This window comes from Pseudogemmobacter hezensis (assembly GCF_013155295.1).
In the GTDB taxonomy this organism is placed as follows: Bacteria; Pseudomonadota; Alphaproteobacteria; order Rhodobacterales; family Rhodobacteraceae; genus Pseudogemmobacter; species Pseudogemmobacter hezensis.
Map to the genome: position 1 here is coordinate 137,374 of NZ_JABJXT010000003.1, position 12,527 is coordinate 149,900.

The 12,527-nt window shown below is 62.6% G+C and carries 19 protein-coding genes; 2 read left to right on the forward strand and 17 right to left on the reverse strand.

Going from position 1 to position 12,527, the window contains the following annotated elements:
- Positions 1-6: 6 nt before the first annotated feature.
- The 17 genes from HOY34_RS04520 to HOY34_RS04600 form a co-directional block, all read right to left on the reverse strand.
- Positions 7-1,611, reverse strand: a complete 1,605-nt coding sequence (locus tag HOY34_RS04520) for a terminase large subunit (protein ID WP_172360264.1) — start codon at positions 1,609-1,611, stop codon at positions 7-9.
- Positions 1,611-2,072 carry a phage terminase small subunit P27 family gene (locus tag HOY34_RS04525; protein WP_172360266.1) on the reverse strand — a complete coding sequence of 154 codons (462 nt, stop codon included), beginning with the start codon at positions 2,070-2,072 and terminating at the stop codon, positions 1,611-1,613. The genes HOY34_RS04520 and HOY34_RS04525 overlap by 1 nt, the downstream gene beginning before the upstream one ends.
- A complete protein-coding gene (locus tag HOY34_RS04530; RefSeq protein ID WP_172360268.1) occupies positions 2,072-2,386 on the reverse strand; it encodes a phage head closure protein in 315 nt (104 codons plus the stop codon). The genes HOY34_RS04525 and HOY34_RS04530 overlap by 1 nt, the downstream gene beginning before the upstream one ends.
- Positions 2,383-2,796: a DUF3168 domain-containing protein gene (locus HOY34_RS04535; protein WP_172360270.1), complete on the reverse strand. Its 414-nt coding sequence runs from the start codon at positions 2,794-2,796 to the stop codon at positions 2,383-2,385. Before HOY34_RS04535 ends, HOY34_RS04530 begins: the two co-directional genes overlap by 4 nt.
- Positions 2,793-3,203 (reverse strand): HK97-gp10 family putative phage morphogenesis protein, encoded by a 411-nt coding sequence (locus HOY34_RS04540; protein WP_172360272.1) that lies wholly within the window; start codon positions 3,201-3,203, stop codon positions 2,793-2,795. Before HOY34_RS04540 ends, HOY34_RS04535 begins: the two co-directional genes overlap by 4 nt.
- Positions 3,203-3,514, reverse strand: a complete 312-nt coding sequence (locus tag HOY34_RS04545; protein ID WP_172360274.1) for a head-tail connector protein — start codon at positions 3,512-3,514, stop codon at positions 3,203-3,205. The genes HOY34_RS04540 and HOY34_RS04545 overlap by 1 nt, the downstream gene beginning before the upstream one ends.
- A gap of 3 nt (positions 3,515-3,517) precedes the next feature.
- Positions 3,518-4,006 carry a hypothetical protein gene (locus HOY34_RS04550; RefSeq protein WP_172360276.1) on the reverse strand — a complete coding sequence of 163 codons (489 nt, stop codon included), beginning with the start codon at positions 4,004-4,006 and terminating at the stop codon, positions 3,518-3,520.
- A 5-nt stretch (positions 4,007-4,011) separates the two neighbouring features.
- Positions 4,012-4,368 carry an HNH endonuclease gene (locus HOY34_RS04555; RefSeq protein WP_172360278.1) on the reverse strand — a complete coding sequence of 119 codons (357 nt, stop codon included), beginning with the start codon at positions 4,366-4,368 and terminating at the stop codon, positions 4,012-4,014.
- On the reverse strand, positions 4,368-4,754 hold the full coding sequence (locus HOY34_RS04560; protein ID WP_253944205.1) for a hypothetical protein: 387 nt from the start codon (positions 4,752-4,754) through the stop codon (positions 4,368-4,370). The genes HOY34_RS04555 and HOY34_RS04560 overlap by 1 nt, the downstream gene beginning before the upstream one ends.
- 13 nt (positions 4,755-4,767) lie before the next feature.
- Positions 4,768-5,904 (reverse strand): phage major capsid protein, encoded by a 1,137-nt coding sequence (locus HOY34_RS04565; protein WP_172360280.1) that lies wholly within the window; start codon positions 5,902-5,904, stop codon positions 4,768-4,770.
- Position 5,905: 1 nt separating this feature from the next.
- Positions 5,906-6,409: an HK97 family phage prohead protease gene (locus HOY34_RS04570; protein ID WP_172360282.1), complete on the reverse strand. Its 504-nt coding sequence runs from the start codon at positions 6,407-6,409 to the stop codon at positions 5,906-5,908.
- Positions 6,409-6,801: a hypothetical protein gene (locus HOY34_RS04575; RefSeq protein WP_172360284.1), complete on the reverse strand. Its 393-nt coding sequence runs from the start codon at positions 6,799-6,801 to the stop codon at positions 6,409-6,411. The genes HOY34_RS04570 and HOY34_RS04575 overlap by 1 nt, the downstream gene beginning before the upstream one ends.
- The gene (locus HOY34_RS04580) at positions 6,788-8,029 is read right to left on the reverse strand and encodes a phage portal protein (RefSeq protein ID WP_172360286.1); all 1,242 of its coding nucleotides are present in this window, start codon (positions 8,027-8,029) and stop codon (positions 6,788-6,790) included. The genes HOY34_RS04575 and HOY34_RS04580 overlap by 14 nt, the downstream gene beginning before the upstream one ends.
- Positions 8,030-8,112: 83 nt before the next feature.
- Positions 8,113-8,388, reverse strand: a complete 276-nt coding sequence (locus HOY34_RS04585) for a MerR family transcriptional regulator (RefSeq protein ID WP_253944206.1) — start codon at positions 8,386-8,388, stop codon at positions 8,113-8,115.
- A 100-nt stretch (positions 8,389-8,488) separates the two neighbouring features.
- Entirely contained in the window at positions 8,489-8,674 is a 186-nt protein-coding gene (locus tag HOY34_RS04590; protein ID WP_172360288.1) for a hypothetical protein, read from the reverse strand.
- Positions 8,675-8,700: 26 nt separating this feature from the next.
- Positions 8,701-9,354 (reverse strand): helix-turn-helix domain-containing protein, encoded by a 654-nt coding sequence (locus HOY34_RS04595; protein WP_172360290.1) that lies wholly within the window; start codon positions 9,352-9,354, stop codon positions 8,701-8,703.
- Positions 9,351-9,650: a hypothetical protein gene (locus HOY34_RS04600; RefSeq protein ID WP_172360292.1), complete on the reverse strand. Its 300-nt coding sequence runs from the start codon at positions 9,648-9,650 to the stop codon at positions 9,351-9,353. The genes HOY34_RS04595 and HOY34_RS04600 overlap by 4 nt, the downstream gene beginning before the upstream one ends.
- Here HOY34_RS04600 and HOY34_RS04605 point away from each other — a divergent pair.
- Entirely contained in the window at positions 9,644-10,798 is a 1,155-nt protein-coding gene (locus tag HOY34_RS04605) for a phosphoserine transaminase (protein WP_172360293.1), read from the forward strand. The two genes, HOY34_RS04600 and HOY34_RS04605, sit on opposite strands and share 7 nt — an antisense overlap.
- Before the next feature lie 66 nt (positions 10,799-10,864).
- Positions 10,865-12,460, forward strand: coding sequence for a phosphoglycerate dehydrogenase (serA, locus tag HOY34_RS04610; protein WP_172360295.1), 1,596 nt, complete (start codon positions 10,865-10,867; stop codon positions 12,458-12,460).
- Positions 12,461-12,527: the final 67 nt, after the last annotated feature.

The window sequence follows — 12,527 nt, forward strand, 5'->3', positions numbered from 1 at the left end:
TGCCCCCTATGCAATCAACATGTCTTCGTTGAACCAGTCCTGCGAGGTGATGAACTGGGTTTCACCGGCAGCGGCGCGCGCCACCGCCATCGCGGTCGCAACCGCGCCATCAATCTTGTTTCCGGACTTACCCTTGTGGAACATCCTGTTTCCGGCCTTGTCGGTCTCGACCTGAATATTGGCGAAGTTCCAGCGCAGGATCGGGTTGCCGCTGTGGCGCAGCGCGCGGGCGAGGATCGCGCGTTCCAGTTCCATCACGGCGGGCGCCATGCTGACCCAGCCCTGCCGGAACTCAGCGACCGGAAAACCGTCATCGCCGAGGCTCGCCATCATCAGCCGGCCAATATGCGGATCGAAGGCGATCTCCTGCACATTGAACCGGGCGCAAAGCTCGCGGATATGTTCCTCGACGGCCCGCTGATCCACCACATTCCCGGGCGTCGGGATGATCAGACCCTGTTCGGCCCAGCCGACATAATCCACGCCGTGATATTCGCCCCGGGTGCGGAGGTTATCCTCTGGGCAAAAGAACACGGGATGCACATCATAGGTATCGCCATCCCGGAACACCGCGACACAGCAAGTCAGATCCTCATTCTTGGACAGATCGACCGCCAGCCAGCATTCCACCTGCCGCGCTTCCAGATCCTCCAGATCGACCTCATGCGCGCCCTCGTCCCAGATTGTCATCTCGACAAAGGGTGAAGTGGACTGGTCGAGCCAGCGGTTGAGGTTGAACTGAAGGAAGCTGTCCCGCTCGAACGGGGAATTCAGCGCCTTCTGCGCCTTGTCCCGGTATGCGTCGAGATCGGGATAACCATGCTCGAGGCCGGGATTGACGGCATGCCACAACTCTTCGTCCTGCCAGTCGTCATCGGCCTCTGCCATGAAGATAACCGGCAGCGTGGCCGGATCCTCGATCTCGCCCTTCTGAACCCTGATCGCATATTCGACATGCTTCCACGCAAGATTGTCCTGGCCGCGCCCCGAGGTCGAGGCGATGATCAGCAGCGTTTCAGCGACCTTGACCATGGCCGATTCCAGCGCTTCCCAGAGGAGAAGCCCGGGGCGCCCCTGCCAGACATGGATCTCATCGGCAATGACGACATTCGGCGTCAGGCCGTGGTGCGATTTGCCCTCGCCGGAAAGCGCTTTGTAAACCGAGCTGATCTTCGGGCACTTCACCTCGGATGTGTGATCGGTGACGGTCAGGTGCCGGCGCAGTTCGGGATCGTTCTGGATGATCATCGAAGCTTCGCGGAACAGTTCCCGCGCCTGTTCCTGCGCCGAGGCGGCGGAATAGACCCGCTGGCCAAAAGCGCGCTCCGGCCCCATCAGGTGCAGCAGGGTCAGCAGGGCGCAAAGCGCGGTCTTGCGGTTGCCGCGCGGCACGATCAGCACAACCCGGCGCACCATGCGCGACCCGTCCGGATGGCGCGGGCCGTAAATCTTGCGGATCATCCGTTCCTGCCAGCGGTCCAGCTGCACGGCGCGGCCGGGAAGGCGGCTCTTCGGGTGCAAGAGCTTGCGGAGCCATTGCACCGCGGCCTCACCATGCCCGAGCGGGTCAGGGATATCGCTGTCGTCGTCGATCCATGCAGGGCGCAGCATCAGGCGCGCCCCCCGTTCACCGTCGAAACCAGACCCTCGCTCCAGAGGTCGCGCTGCGCCCCGTCATTCTCCTCGATCGACGGACGCGAGCGCGAGGCCGGGGTGCATCCCAGTTCGGCCGCCAGAAGCCGCGCCTTGTTGATCGTGTCGGAGAGGATCGAGATTGCCGGGTTTTTCCGGATGCCGGTCATGACGGAATCGCCGTCCTTATCGACCTTGTAGATTTTGAAGCTCATGCCGTTTTCGCGGATATCGCGCTCGGCCTCGCGGGAAAGGCCCACCATGACGCAATAGCTTTCGAACATCGCGAGATCGGCTTCTGTCATGACCCGGCGTTCTGCGAGGATCGGCAGGGTCCGTTCCCATTCGGCGGCAGCATCGTCGCCCATCTCCTCGGGTGCAGGCATGTCTTTCAGGGCGTCCCGGTCGATCCGGATATGCTGGGGCTTTCTTCCGCGCATCACGAAAACCTCACGCAACGGAACTCGTATCCCCGATCCCGGCCGAGGGTGACGATTTCCTTGATGTTGAAATTCTGGCCCGCGAACACGAGCCGGTCGGCATTGGTCACGCCCGGAATGAAACGGGTGCGGAACACGGCCAGCGCTTCATCACCGGGGCCATAGTTCCGGATGAATTCCGTGGTGCTTTGCTCGACCTTCTCGGCCCGCAGCGTGGCGAGATCCGCCCAAGTTTCTACCGGCGTTCCCGCATCATTCAGGGTCTCGGTCATACGCTGGATCTTCACCACGCGCGAAAGCTTTCCGGCCTTCATGCCTGATCCTCCGAAACCAGAACCTCGACCGTCACCACGCCATGCGAAGTTTCGCCGTCAGGATCGCGAATCTGGCGCATCGAGGACACCAGCGCATCGGCGCAATGCAGCCCCGGCCCGAGATCGAGACGGCCGGCATGGATCGCTTTGCGGATCGCGGCGCAGATCACCTTGACCTGTTCCAGCGTCGGCTCTTTCACCCAAACATGCAGGGTATGGAAGACGCGCACATGCAGGCGGGCGAGGCTCGTGCCCTCATCCACCGCCTGACTTTCGCCCAGGGCAATCGTCGGGAAATCCTTCGGGCGAATACCGACATCGCGGATCTTCGCCGCCGGCACCAAGGCGACAACGGCAGGCGTTGCAACCAGCCGGTCGCGGATCGCCACTTGCACCGCGCGTTCCATCATCTTGCCTTTCTGATCGCAGCGCCGATGCCGCGTTTGATGGCCCGCAGCGCTTTTGCCCGGTGCAGGCGGAAGGCGGGCCAGAAAAAGGGCTGCGCCGCAGCTTTCGTGGTGCCGTATTCGACCAGATGCGGGTAACGCACATTGGTATTGCCGACCGTCACCGCCGCCATGTTCTCGGGAATGACCGTCGCGCCGCCAGGCTGCGAATAGGGCGGCGTGGCCTGCCCCGGTTCGGTGACAGCGATACTGGTGCGCAGGTCGCCCTCATCGACCGAAGCAAGGCTGCGCATGGTATCGGCCATGGCATCGGCCTGTTTCACCAGAACCACCTGTGTCGCCGCGCGCGCCGCTTCCGGGATCGCGCGCATCCGGCGCTGGAAGCTGGAAAGGCCACCATCATCCGCCATCAGAAGCTCCAGTCCCGGAAATCGTCGATGATCATCGAGACGCCAAAAGGCACCTCACGCGAATTGTCGCCGGCGGTCTCGCGGGTCTCATACCACCAGGCCGCCAGCATCAGGACCGCCTCGATCAGCGCGGGCGGAATCGCCTCCTGATCCGTGCCGCCGAAGCGCTCCGCGATCTTGAAGCCAAGGCGGCGCTCGATCAGATCCTGCGCCGCCGCAGCCTTCCGGCCCAGCAGATCACCATCCACCGCGCCCATGTCATCGGTGAAGGCGAGCTGCTCTTTCAGCTGGTCGGTGGTGACGATAGCCATGGATCAGCCGCCGCCGCCAGGCGCTGCATTGATCTTGACCGAGTTGCTGTTGACCCAAAGCGAGGCGTTAAGCTTCATGACATTGTTCGCAGCATCGAATGCTTCCGCGACCGATCCGACCGCCGCCGCGAACATGCGCTCCGAAGGGGTGCCCCCGGGCGGCGCGTCATTCAGGACAAGGCGGAAGGCGTAATCGAAGCGCTCTTTTTCTGCGGCAAGCAAAGCGAGCTGACCCGGATCAGAATAATCGAGGCCGCAGATCACCTCCATGGTGCCCGCGTTCCGGGTGCCTTTCAGGCGCCGCGTCCGGTTCTGATCAATGCTGTCGAACGGGATTTCCGCCGAGGTATCGCCCACAGTGCCTAGATTTTCGGTTTCCTTGATCTGCACCCAGGTTTCCCCGGTGAAGTCAGATTGTTGCAGATCGCCAGACGGGAGAGAGATAACCCCGCCGATGTAGAGCTTTGCGCCATTGGTCGCGTAGATACCCATATGAATTACCTCTGGGTGTTGCGCCGTTCCTCGCGTTGCTTCAGGCGGGAATGGCAGGGTTTGCAGAGCGTTTGCAGGTTTGTCGGATCGAGGCGCCGCTCTGGTGCGACCCGCCGGGGTTTGATGTGATCCACCTCGAGAGACCCCTCATCCTCGCCGCAGATGCGGCAGCGCGGGTGCCGTTCGAGGTGTGCATCGCGGACCTTGCGCCAGTCGGCACCAAGCCCGCGCTGCGTGGCGGAAGGCCTGCCCTTGTCAAAACGGGCCTTCCGCTCTGCCGCCCGCTTCGCCTCGCAGGGGCAAAGGATCTTCGGTGCGACCCTGTGGCCGCAGCGACAGATCCGGGGCGGCTTCGAAGGCATCAGGGCACCGGGCGGTCAGCGGTGCTGCCGAGGATCGCCACCGCGCCCGCCGCAATCGAGGTGCCACCCTCTTTGGTGAGCGACAGCCGGACAAAGCGCTTCCAGCCGAGATAGCCGAGCTTCACCGTAGCCGAGGCCGCAAGCGTTTCCGGCGCATTGCTCTGCACCTGATCCGCCGCGACATCGGCCCAGCCGGTCGCGCCGTCATCGCTCTCCTGCAGGGTGACGCCGAAGTCACCGGAACCGGCGACGGCCCCGGTGGTCAGGGCGAAGGCCACGCGCCCCACGCCCTTGAGGTCGATGGCCGGGCCGGTAACGGCGGCGGTCTGGACGGCGGGCGCAAGCGCCAGCACCGTGCCGATATCGGAAAAGAGATCACGCATCATCGTCAGGGTCTCCTCAGGCCGCAGCGATCTTGAGCTTGCGGAACTTTGCGGGTTGTAGAACGCCGCCGCCGACCCGGCGATTGGCATGGATCCGGGTCATGCCGTTGGTGCGGCGGGTGAAGGGATCGACGAGGATGTCGAGGCCCGTGTGATCGAGGATCCGGTAGCCCGAGAAATCGCCATAAATGATCGGGAAGGCCCCGGCGGCGATATCCGGCATGTCGATCATCTCGACCACCGGGCGCCCGAGCAGGGTTTCCGGCTGGCCAACCTGATAGCTGGGCTGCCAGAGGAAATTGCCCTGACCATCCTTCAGCTTGCGCAGGATGCCGAGCGTGGTGCCGTTCATCGCCCAGGTGCCAGCATTGCGATAGGTCGCGGGCATGGCGTAGAGCAGCGTGATCAGCGCATCGGCGGTGACCGTCCCCGCCGCACCGCTAACCGTTTCCTCGATCTTGTCATGGCGCATGAAGCCCTCCGGCTCCAGCCCGCCCTGTCCCCAGACGAAGGCAGTGGCTTCCGTCTTCCCGAAATCTTCGGCCAGGGCGGCGCGGACCTCGGCCTCGGCCTGAGGCGCATCCGACAACAGGCGGTTCGAGATATCGACGAAGGTGGCGAGCTCCTTCACCGCCAGTTCCTTCTGGCCGAAGGTGATCCCCGATTCCTTGCGCTCCTGCGTTTCGCCGACCCATTTGGCATTGGTCAGGTCGCCGCGCGTCGGGTAGATCGTCGAGGGCGCAGTGGTGCCGCGCACAGAGGCGACCGAGCGGATCGGCGAATATTCGACCAGATCGCGGATGATCTCCGAAGACAGCTCCGGCGGGGCGAGATAGCCGCCATCGGGGTTGCTGGCGACGGTCAGCGCCTTCTTGTCCTCTTCCGAGATCGCATCACCCCGGCTGAGATAGGCGGCAAAGGCCTTGCGCTCGACCGAAGGTTCATCCTCGGCCTTCTTCTTGTCGCCGGGATCGGGGCGGTTCGCCTTCGCCTCGATCTTGTCGATCCGGGCGCCCATCTCGGTCATCTTCGTTTCGACGGTCTTGGTCAGATCGCCGATGGCTTTGGTGACCATATCGGCGGGATCATCCTCTTCGCCTTTCAGGCAAAGGGCGGTGCTGGCGAGCAGCTGGTGGCGGAAAACGTGTTTCATATTACCTCTGGGCAAGCTGCGCCGTGGCGCGTTGAAGGGCAGCGGTGTAGCGCAGCGCGCAGACCGCATCTTTCGCGCTGGTGACCCGCGCGCCGGGGTGCATGGGCAGCGTCACGAGAGACGCCTCCATGAGATTCAGGGCAGAGATGTTGCGACCGCGCGGCTTGCGGGGCAGGGCTTTGATCGTCTGGAAGCCGATTGAAATCCCGCGCACGGCCCCGGCCTGCACCAGGGCGCGGACCTCACGGGCGCGGGGAAGATCCTCGACCAGCAATCGGCCCTTGAGGTGCAGCCCGTCCGCCTTCTCCTCGGCTTCCTCCCAGACGCCGATGGGGTCATTCTGGTCATGGCCGAACAGCATGGGGATCGGCAGGGTGACGCCCGCGAAGGCGCCCTTCTCGATCATGTCGCCGACCCGGTCAGGTGTAGCAAAGGGCCAGGCGAGCGCGGAAATCGTGCCGGTATCGTCCGACTGGAACTTGGTCTCGATCTCGATCCGGTCCATCAGGCACCGCCCTGCGCAAAGGCGCGGCGCGAGCCGGCGAAATCGTCGACCTGTTCCTGCACCCAGCGGCCCGCCTTCAGAAGGCGCAGCGCCGCGTCGAAGCTGAAGGGAACGGGCTGGCCGTCTTCGCTGGCTTCCCAGTTCAGGATGCAGCGGGCGAGGTTGCGCAGCCGGCAGATCTCGCGGTTCTCGCCCGAGACCCGGCCCTCATCATCGGCCATGTCCGCCAGTTCATCGGCGAGCTTCAGACGGGCGCGGGCCTGCGCCGAGCTATCCGGGCCAGCGATCAGCAGCCGGATGCCGACCGGCTTGCCGTCGCGCAGGTCAAGCAGATCGAGCCAGCGGCCCCGGTCCTGGTCTTCAGAGATATTGGCAACCTCACTCAGGTTCATGGGCTTTCTCTTTTCCGGGTTCAGGGTGTTCTTGTTTCGGGTTGGGGTTTTCTTTTCCGGTCTCCTGATTGCCCTGTGAGATGTTGGGGTTCAGGAACTCGTCACCGCCTTCGCGCGGCGGCAGGCCCAGCCACTGGCGGCCTTCGTTGTTGTTGATGGTGCGAGAGGCGATCAACGAGTTGATCACCGTGGCGCGGGTGGCCAGATCCGCGCGGGTCAGATCGTCCCGGTCGAAACGGATCACATGCGAGCCGCGCTCTTCGGGCAGGAACAGCGCGCGGCGCAGCGCGCCTTCCAGCCCCCGGAGCCACGGCTCCAGCGTGTAGGACAGGAACTCGCGGCCCTTCTGCTCGCTGTTTGACCAGGTAGCGCGGGACAGATCCCCGACCATCGGGGCCGGGATGTTGAAGATCCGGGCCAGCTCCTCGATCTGGAAGCGGCGATTCTCGAGGAACTGGGCATCGGTCGAGCTGAATGCGAACGGCGTGAAGGTGGCCCCATCGTAGAGAACCGCCGTCCTGCCATCCTTCCCGCTGCCCTCGTGGGTGGCGCGCCACGCGCTGATGATGCGCTTCACGGCATCCTCGCCGAGCTTAGCCGGCATCATCAACGCACCAGACGGGCGCGCGCCATTCGTGAACAGGCGGGCGGCGTGGCGCTCCAATGCAACCGCAACCGCGATGGCCTCCCGCGCCAGCGTCAGCGGCGCGCGCCCGAGCGGCGACAGGAGGTGGATCACGTTCTGGGCGGGGATGGTCTGGGCGTTAAGTTTGTAGGTCCGCTCGCCCGTGGTCTGATCGATATCAACCACCAGAATTCCCGGCGTGTATCGGATGATTTCGAGCGGCCGCCCGTCATCGGCGCGAACCACCAGCGCCATGCCGCCTTGATCGAGGGTGAGCGCGTCGATCACGATCTGGCGGAAGAACTCGAAGGAGCTGGTCCAGCCGTTGACCTCATCGCGCAGGAGCGGCAGCAACTGGTGGGCTTCGTCGTCGGTTTCCGTGCCGCCCTCAATCCGCTTCACGAACACGTCGAGCGAGGCCACGGCTTCCGAGATCAGCTGCACCGCGTTCGCGACCACCGGAACCCGCATCGCCTCCGAGGCGGTGACCGTGATCCCAGCCGCAGTCGGAGCGGCGCCCGTGATCAACTCCCACCAGCTGGCAGCGCTGGTGAGCGATTTCGTTTCGGCCTCAGGGGCTTTTTTGGCGAAGGGGTTCCACATTCTCAAGTTTATGAGCGACGATGACGGCTGCCGAGAAGATGGAGAAATCTAGGAAACCGTGGGTTTTCGTGGGTTTTGAAAAATTATTTCGAGCGCAACCAGGCATCCAGTTCGGCAGACCAGGCAAAATATTTTCCGGACGGCCGATAGATGGGCGTGTCCTCTCGCGAGGCGAGCTCCCGGACGGTGTCAACCGAAAGGCCCAATCGGCCGGCGATCTGCGCAAGGCCCCAGATCGGCCCGTTCGGCTCAAGAATTTCGTCCGCCCGATAGCGATCAAGCGGAGGAAGATCCTCCATCGTCGCATTGTTTTTCGCCAATTTCCTGACACTCGACATAGCAATCTGCCCCTTATCCATAGCGTAACTTATTGAAAAAGCCTATTTAACCGCTCTCTAGCGCTTGCCTCCCCGCGCCGGTCCCCGCCTCAGGCCCAAAGTCGAAGACCACCCCCCGGGGTCAGGCCCGACCGGCGACCCGCGCGGCGGCGAGGTCGACACCCGCGACCGGATCGCCGCGCTGCACCCGACCGATGGCCCGCCGCGCCCCGGCCAGCACCGCGCCAAGCGACATGCCGTGCTTCCCCACCATCTCGGCCAGCAGCGACATGACCTCGCTTGCCGCCGCGTCCTCCTCACTGACCAATCGCGGCATTCGCATTGCCTTGGCTGTCATCGCGCCTTCCTCCGTTCCTCGATCCATCGCAGCACAATCCCTTCCTCGATCCTGTCACCCGCCCTCGGCGGGCTGCGGATCGGCAAGAGCCAGACCGGCTCACCGGCATGCTCTGCCCGCTCAGCCAGCTCATCGATTGGGGGGTGATCGGAACGCTTCAGCCAGGCGCTCCAATTCTCAGCACCTGAACCGCTGACCGGGATCGGATGCATTGAACGTTTGGGCGCCCCGGTTTCGCGCGCGTGTTTTCCAGGTTCTTTTACAGGGTTCTTTGTGTCCGAGTTTCGGACACGGCTTTCGGGCTTTTTCGGACACGGCTTCCGTGTCCTATTTCCGGACGCGGTCCGTGTCCGATTGTCGGACTCGGCTTCCCGTTCAAACCCGATCAGGACATAGGCCGTTGGGCGCTGCCGCTTGGTAGCACCGTCAATGGTCACAATTCGCCTGATCAGCCCCAGCCGCTCCAGTTCGTTCAGGTGCAGGTTCAGCGTGGAGCGCGACATCTCGCAGTCCTGCGCAAGGCGCTCCTGCTTTGGGTTGCACTGGCCTGTATCGCCATTGTGGCGGTCGGCAAGATGCCAGAGGACAATCTTCGCCGCAGGCTTAAGCCCGCGCTGCCTGATCGCCCAGTTGGTCGCGGCGTGGCTCATGCGATCACACCACGAATCAAGCGCTCCAGCAGCGGACTATGTGAGGAAATGCGCCGCAGACCCGAGAGAACATTCCGGGCCGTATCAGGAACACGGCTGGAACATTTTGTGCGGATTTTGTGCGGATTTTTCTGTGTAGTATTTGGTTTGTTCTGTCTTTTCTCTCCTGTTCCCGCAAACGGAGCAAAGTAAGTTTCTTTTTTTCTTGCAGTATTTTCAGGGTGCGAGTAATCTCGGCGGTGGGACACCTCTCCCCAACGAGAGGCATTTATCTGTAAGGATACCAGATATGGCACTCACCGCCCCGGCAACGCGCCCGGTCAATCCGCGTTTTTCTTCGGGCCCTTGCGCGAAGATCCCTGGTTTCTCCCTCGATATGCTTGCTGATGCGCCGCTGGGCCGCTCGCACCGTGCCACTGTTGGCAAGGCAAAGCTGAAAGAGGCGATTGACCTTACCCGTGAAATTCTTGGCGTTCCCGCGGATTACCGCATCGGGATCGTCCCCGCCTCGGACACCGGCGCGGTTGAGATGGCGCTTTGGTCGCTGCTGGGCGCACGTCCGGTTGAAATGCTGGCCTGGGAATCGTTTGGCGAAGGCTGGGTGACCGATGTCGTCAAACAGCTGAAACTGGATGCGACGGTACGCAAGGCGCTCTACGGCGAGATCGTTGATTTCACGCAGGTTGATTTCAACAAAGACGTGGTTTTCACCTGGAATGGCACCACCTCGGGCGTGCGTCTGCCGAATGCCGATGTGATCCCGGCGGATCGTGAAGGTCTGACCATCTGCGACGCCACCTCGGCGGCTTTTGCGATGGAGATGGACTGGGCCAAGCTGGATGTGACCACCTTCTCCTGGCAAAAAGTGCTGGGCGGTGAGGGTGGCCATGGTGTGCTGATCCTGTCGCCCCGCGCTGTCGAGCGGCTGGAGACCTATACCCCCGCCTGGCCGCTGCCGAAGATTTTCCGCCTGACCTCGAAGGGCAAGATCTCGGAAGGGATCTTTGTCGGCGAGACCATCAACACGCCCTCGATGCTTTGCGTTGAGGATTATCTGGTGGCGCTGAAATGGGCGAAGACCATCGGCGGGCTGAAGGGCCTGATCGGGCGTTCGGAAGCCAATGCGGATGAGGTGAAAACCTTCATCGCAGACAAGACCTGGATCGCCAATCTGGCGGTGGATCCGGCGACGGCATCCTGCACCAGCGTTTGCGTGAAATTCACCGATCCGCGCATTACCGATGGGGCGGCTTTCGCCAAGGCTGTTGCGAAACGGCTGGAAAAAGAAGGCGTTGCTTTGGATGCAGGCGCTTACCGTGACGCCCCTCCGGGTCTGCGGATCTGGTGTGGCGCGACGGTTGAGCAGGCGGATGTGAAAGCGCTGATGCCCTGGATCGAATATGCCTTCAACGCCGAGATCGCGGCGCTGGCTGTTCCGGCCTGATCCTTTTCCAAAGGGGGCGCGATGCCCCCTTCCTCTTCCCAGAATTTCATTTCAAGGAGCCCTGCAATGGCCCCCCGCGTTCTCGTATCCGACGAACTGAGTGAAACCGCCGTCCAGATCTTCCGCGACCGTGGCGTCGAGGTTGATTACATGCCGAAGCTCGGCAAGGACAAAGAAAAGCTGGCCGAAATTATCGGTCAATATGACGGTCTGGCGATCCGCTCGGCCACCAAAGTGACCGAAAAGCTGCTGGCTGAGGCGACCAACCTGAAGGTCGTCGGCCGCGCCGGGATCGGTGTCGACAATGTCGATATTCCGGCGGCGTCCAAAAAAGGCGTGATCGTGATGAACACGCCCTTCGGCAACTCGGTCACCACGGCTGAGCATGCGATTGCGATGATGTTTGCGGTGGCGCGTCAGCTGCCTGAGGCCAGCGCCTCTACCCATGCCGGAAAATGGGAAAAGTCGAAGTTCATGGGGGTTGAGCTGTTCAACAAGACCCTGGGCGTGATCGGGGCCGGGAATATCGGCGGCATCGTTTGCGACCGCGCGGTTGGGCTGCGGATGAAGGTTGTGGCTTTTGACCCCTTCCTCTCGGAAGAGCGCGCGAAACAGCTGGGCGTGACCAAGGTCGAGCTGGACGAGCTGCTGGCGCGGGCTGATTTCATCACGCTGCATGTGCCGCTGACCGACAAGACCCGCGGCATTCTGAACGCTGAAAACATCGCCAAGACCAAAAAAGGCGTGCGGATCATCAACTGCGCCCGTGGTGGCCTGGTGGATGAGGCGGCTTTGGCCGAGGCGCTGAAATCCGGCCATGTCGCAGGCGCGGCCTTTGACGTCTTTGAGGTTGAGCCCGCGACGGAAAGCCCGCTTTTCAACCTGCCGAATGTGGTTGTGACCCCGCATCTGGGCGCCTCGACCACCGAGGCGCAGGAGAATGTTGCGCTGCAGGTGGCCGAGCAGATGTCGGATTATCTGCTGACGGGTGCGGTCCAGAACGCGCTGAACATGCCGAATGTGACCGCCGAAGAGGCCGCCGTGATGGGGCCGTGGATCCAGCTTGCCTCGCATATCGGGTCATTCATCGGGCAGATGACGGATGAGCCGGTGAAGGCCGTGAACATCCTTTATGACGGTCGCGTTGCCGAGATGAACCTGCCCGCGCTGAACCAGGCGGTGATTGCGGGTGTGCTGAAGGCGCATAACCCGGATGTGAATCTGGTGTCGGCGCCCAGCGTGGCCAAAGACAAGGGCATCCAGATCTCGACCACGCGTCAGGACAAGTCGGGCTCGTTCGATGCCTATATCAAGGTGACGATGGTGACCGACAAGCGCGAGCGCTCGGTCGCGGGGACGGTGTTCTCGGATGGGAAGCCGCGCTTTATCCAGATCAAGGGCATCAATATCGATGCCGAGATCGGGGCGCATATGCTTTACACCACCAATGAGGATGTGCCCGGAATCATTGGCCTTTTGGGCATGACCATGGGCAAGAACAACGTCAATATCGCAAACTTTACCCTGGGCCGCTCGAATGTGGGCGAGGATGCGATTGCGCTTTTGTACCTGGATGCGCCGATTGACACGAAAGTTGTCGAGACGCTGGAAGCCACGGGCATGTTCCAGCAGGTCAAGCCGCTGGTTTTTGACGTGGCGTGATCTGGCCGGCGGTGGCGGGGGTTTCACACCCCCGCACCCCCGTGGGATATTTAAGGACAGATGAAAT

Bases quoted from the DNA above. Each gene is read 5' to 3' on its own strand.
- HOY34_RS04550 (WP_172360276.1), bottom strand. From the start codon at position 4,006: ATGGGTATCTACGCGACCAATGGCGCAAAGCTCTACATCGGCGGGGTT.
- HOY34_RS04560 (WP_253944205.1), bottom strand. From the start codon at position 4,754: ATGATGCGTGATCTCTTTTCCGATATCGGCACGGTGCTGGCGCTTGCG.
- HOY34_RS04530 (WP_172360268.1), bottom strand. From the start codon at position 2,386: ATGAAGGCCGGAAAGCTTTCGCGCGTGGTGAAGATCCAGCGTATGACC.
- HOY34_RS04570 (WP_172360282.1), bottom strand. From the start codon at position 6,409: ATGGACCGGATCGAGATCGAGACCAAGTTCCAGTCGGACGATACCGGC.
- HOY34_RS04545 (WP_172360274.1), bottom strand. From the start codon at position 3,514: ATGGCTATCGTCACCACCGACCAGCTGAAAGAGCAGCTCGCCTTCACC.
- HOY34_RS04565 (WP_172360280.1), bottom strand. From the start codon at position 5,904: ATGAAACACGTTTTCCGCCACCAGCTGCTCGCCAGCACCGCCCTTTGC.
- HOY34_RS04605 (WP_172360293.1), top strand. From the start codon at position 9,644: ATGGCACTCACCGCCCCGGCAACGCGCCCGGTCAATCCGCGTTTTTCT.
- HOY34_RS04585 (WP_253944206.1), bottom strand. From the start codon at position 8,388: ATGGATAAGGGGCAGATTGCTATGTCGAGTGTCAGGAAATTGGCGAAA.
- HOY34_RS04525 (WP_172360266.1), bottom strand. From the start codon at position 2,072: ATGCGCGGAAGAAAGCCCCAGCATATCCGGATCGACCGGGACGCCCTG.
- HOY34_RS04555 (WP_172360278.1), bottom strand. From the start codon at position 4,368: ATGCCTTCGAAGCCGCCCCGGATCTGTCGCTGCGGCCACAGGGTCGCA.
- HOY34_RS04595 (WP_172360290.1), bottom strand. From the start codon at position 9,354: ATGAGCCACGCCGCGACCAACTGGGCGATCAGGCAGCGCGGGCTTAAG.
- HOY34_RS04520 (WP_172360264.1), bottom strand. From the start codon at position 1,611: ATGCTGCGCCCTGCATGGATCGACGACGACAGCGATATCCCTGACCCG.
- HOY34_RS04535 (WP_172360270.1), bottom strand. From the start codon at position 2,796: ATGATGGAACGCGCGGTGCAAGTGGCGATCCGCGACCGGCTGGTTGCA.
- serA (WP_172360295.1), top strand. From the start codon at position 10,865: ATGGCCCCCCGCGTTCTCGTATCCGACGAACTGAGTGAAACCGCCGTC.
- HOY34_RS04580 (WP_172360286.1), bottom strand. From the start codon at position 8,029: ATGTGGAACCCCTTCGCCAAAAAAGCCCCTGAGGCCGAAACGAAATCG.
- HOY34_RS04575 (WP_172360284.1), bottom strand. From the start codon at position 6,801: ATGAACCTGAGTGAGGTTGCCAATATCTCTGAAGACCAGGACCGGGGC.
- HOY34_RS04540 (WP_172360272.1), bottom strand. From the start codon at position 3,203: ATGGCGGATGATGGTGGCCTTTCCAGCTTCCAGCGCCGGATGCGCGCG.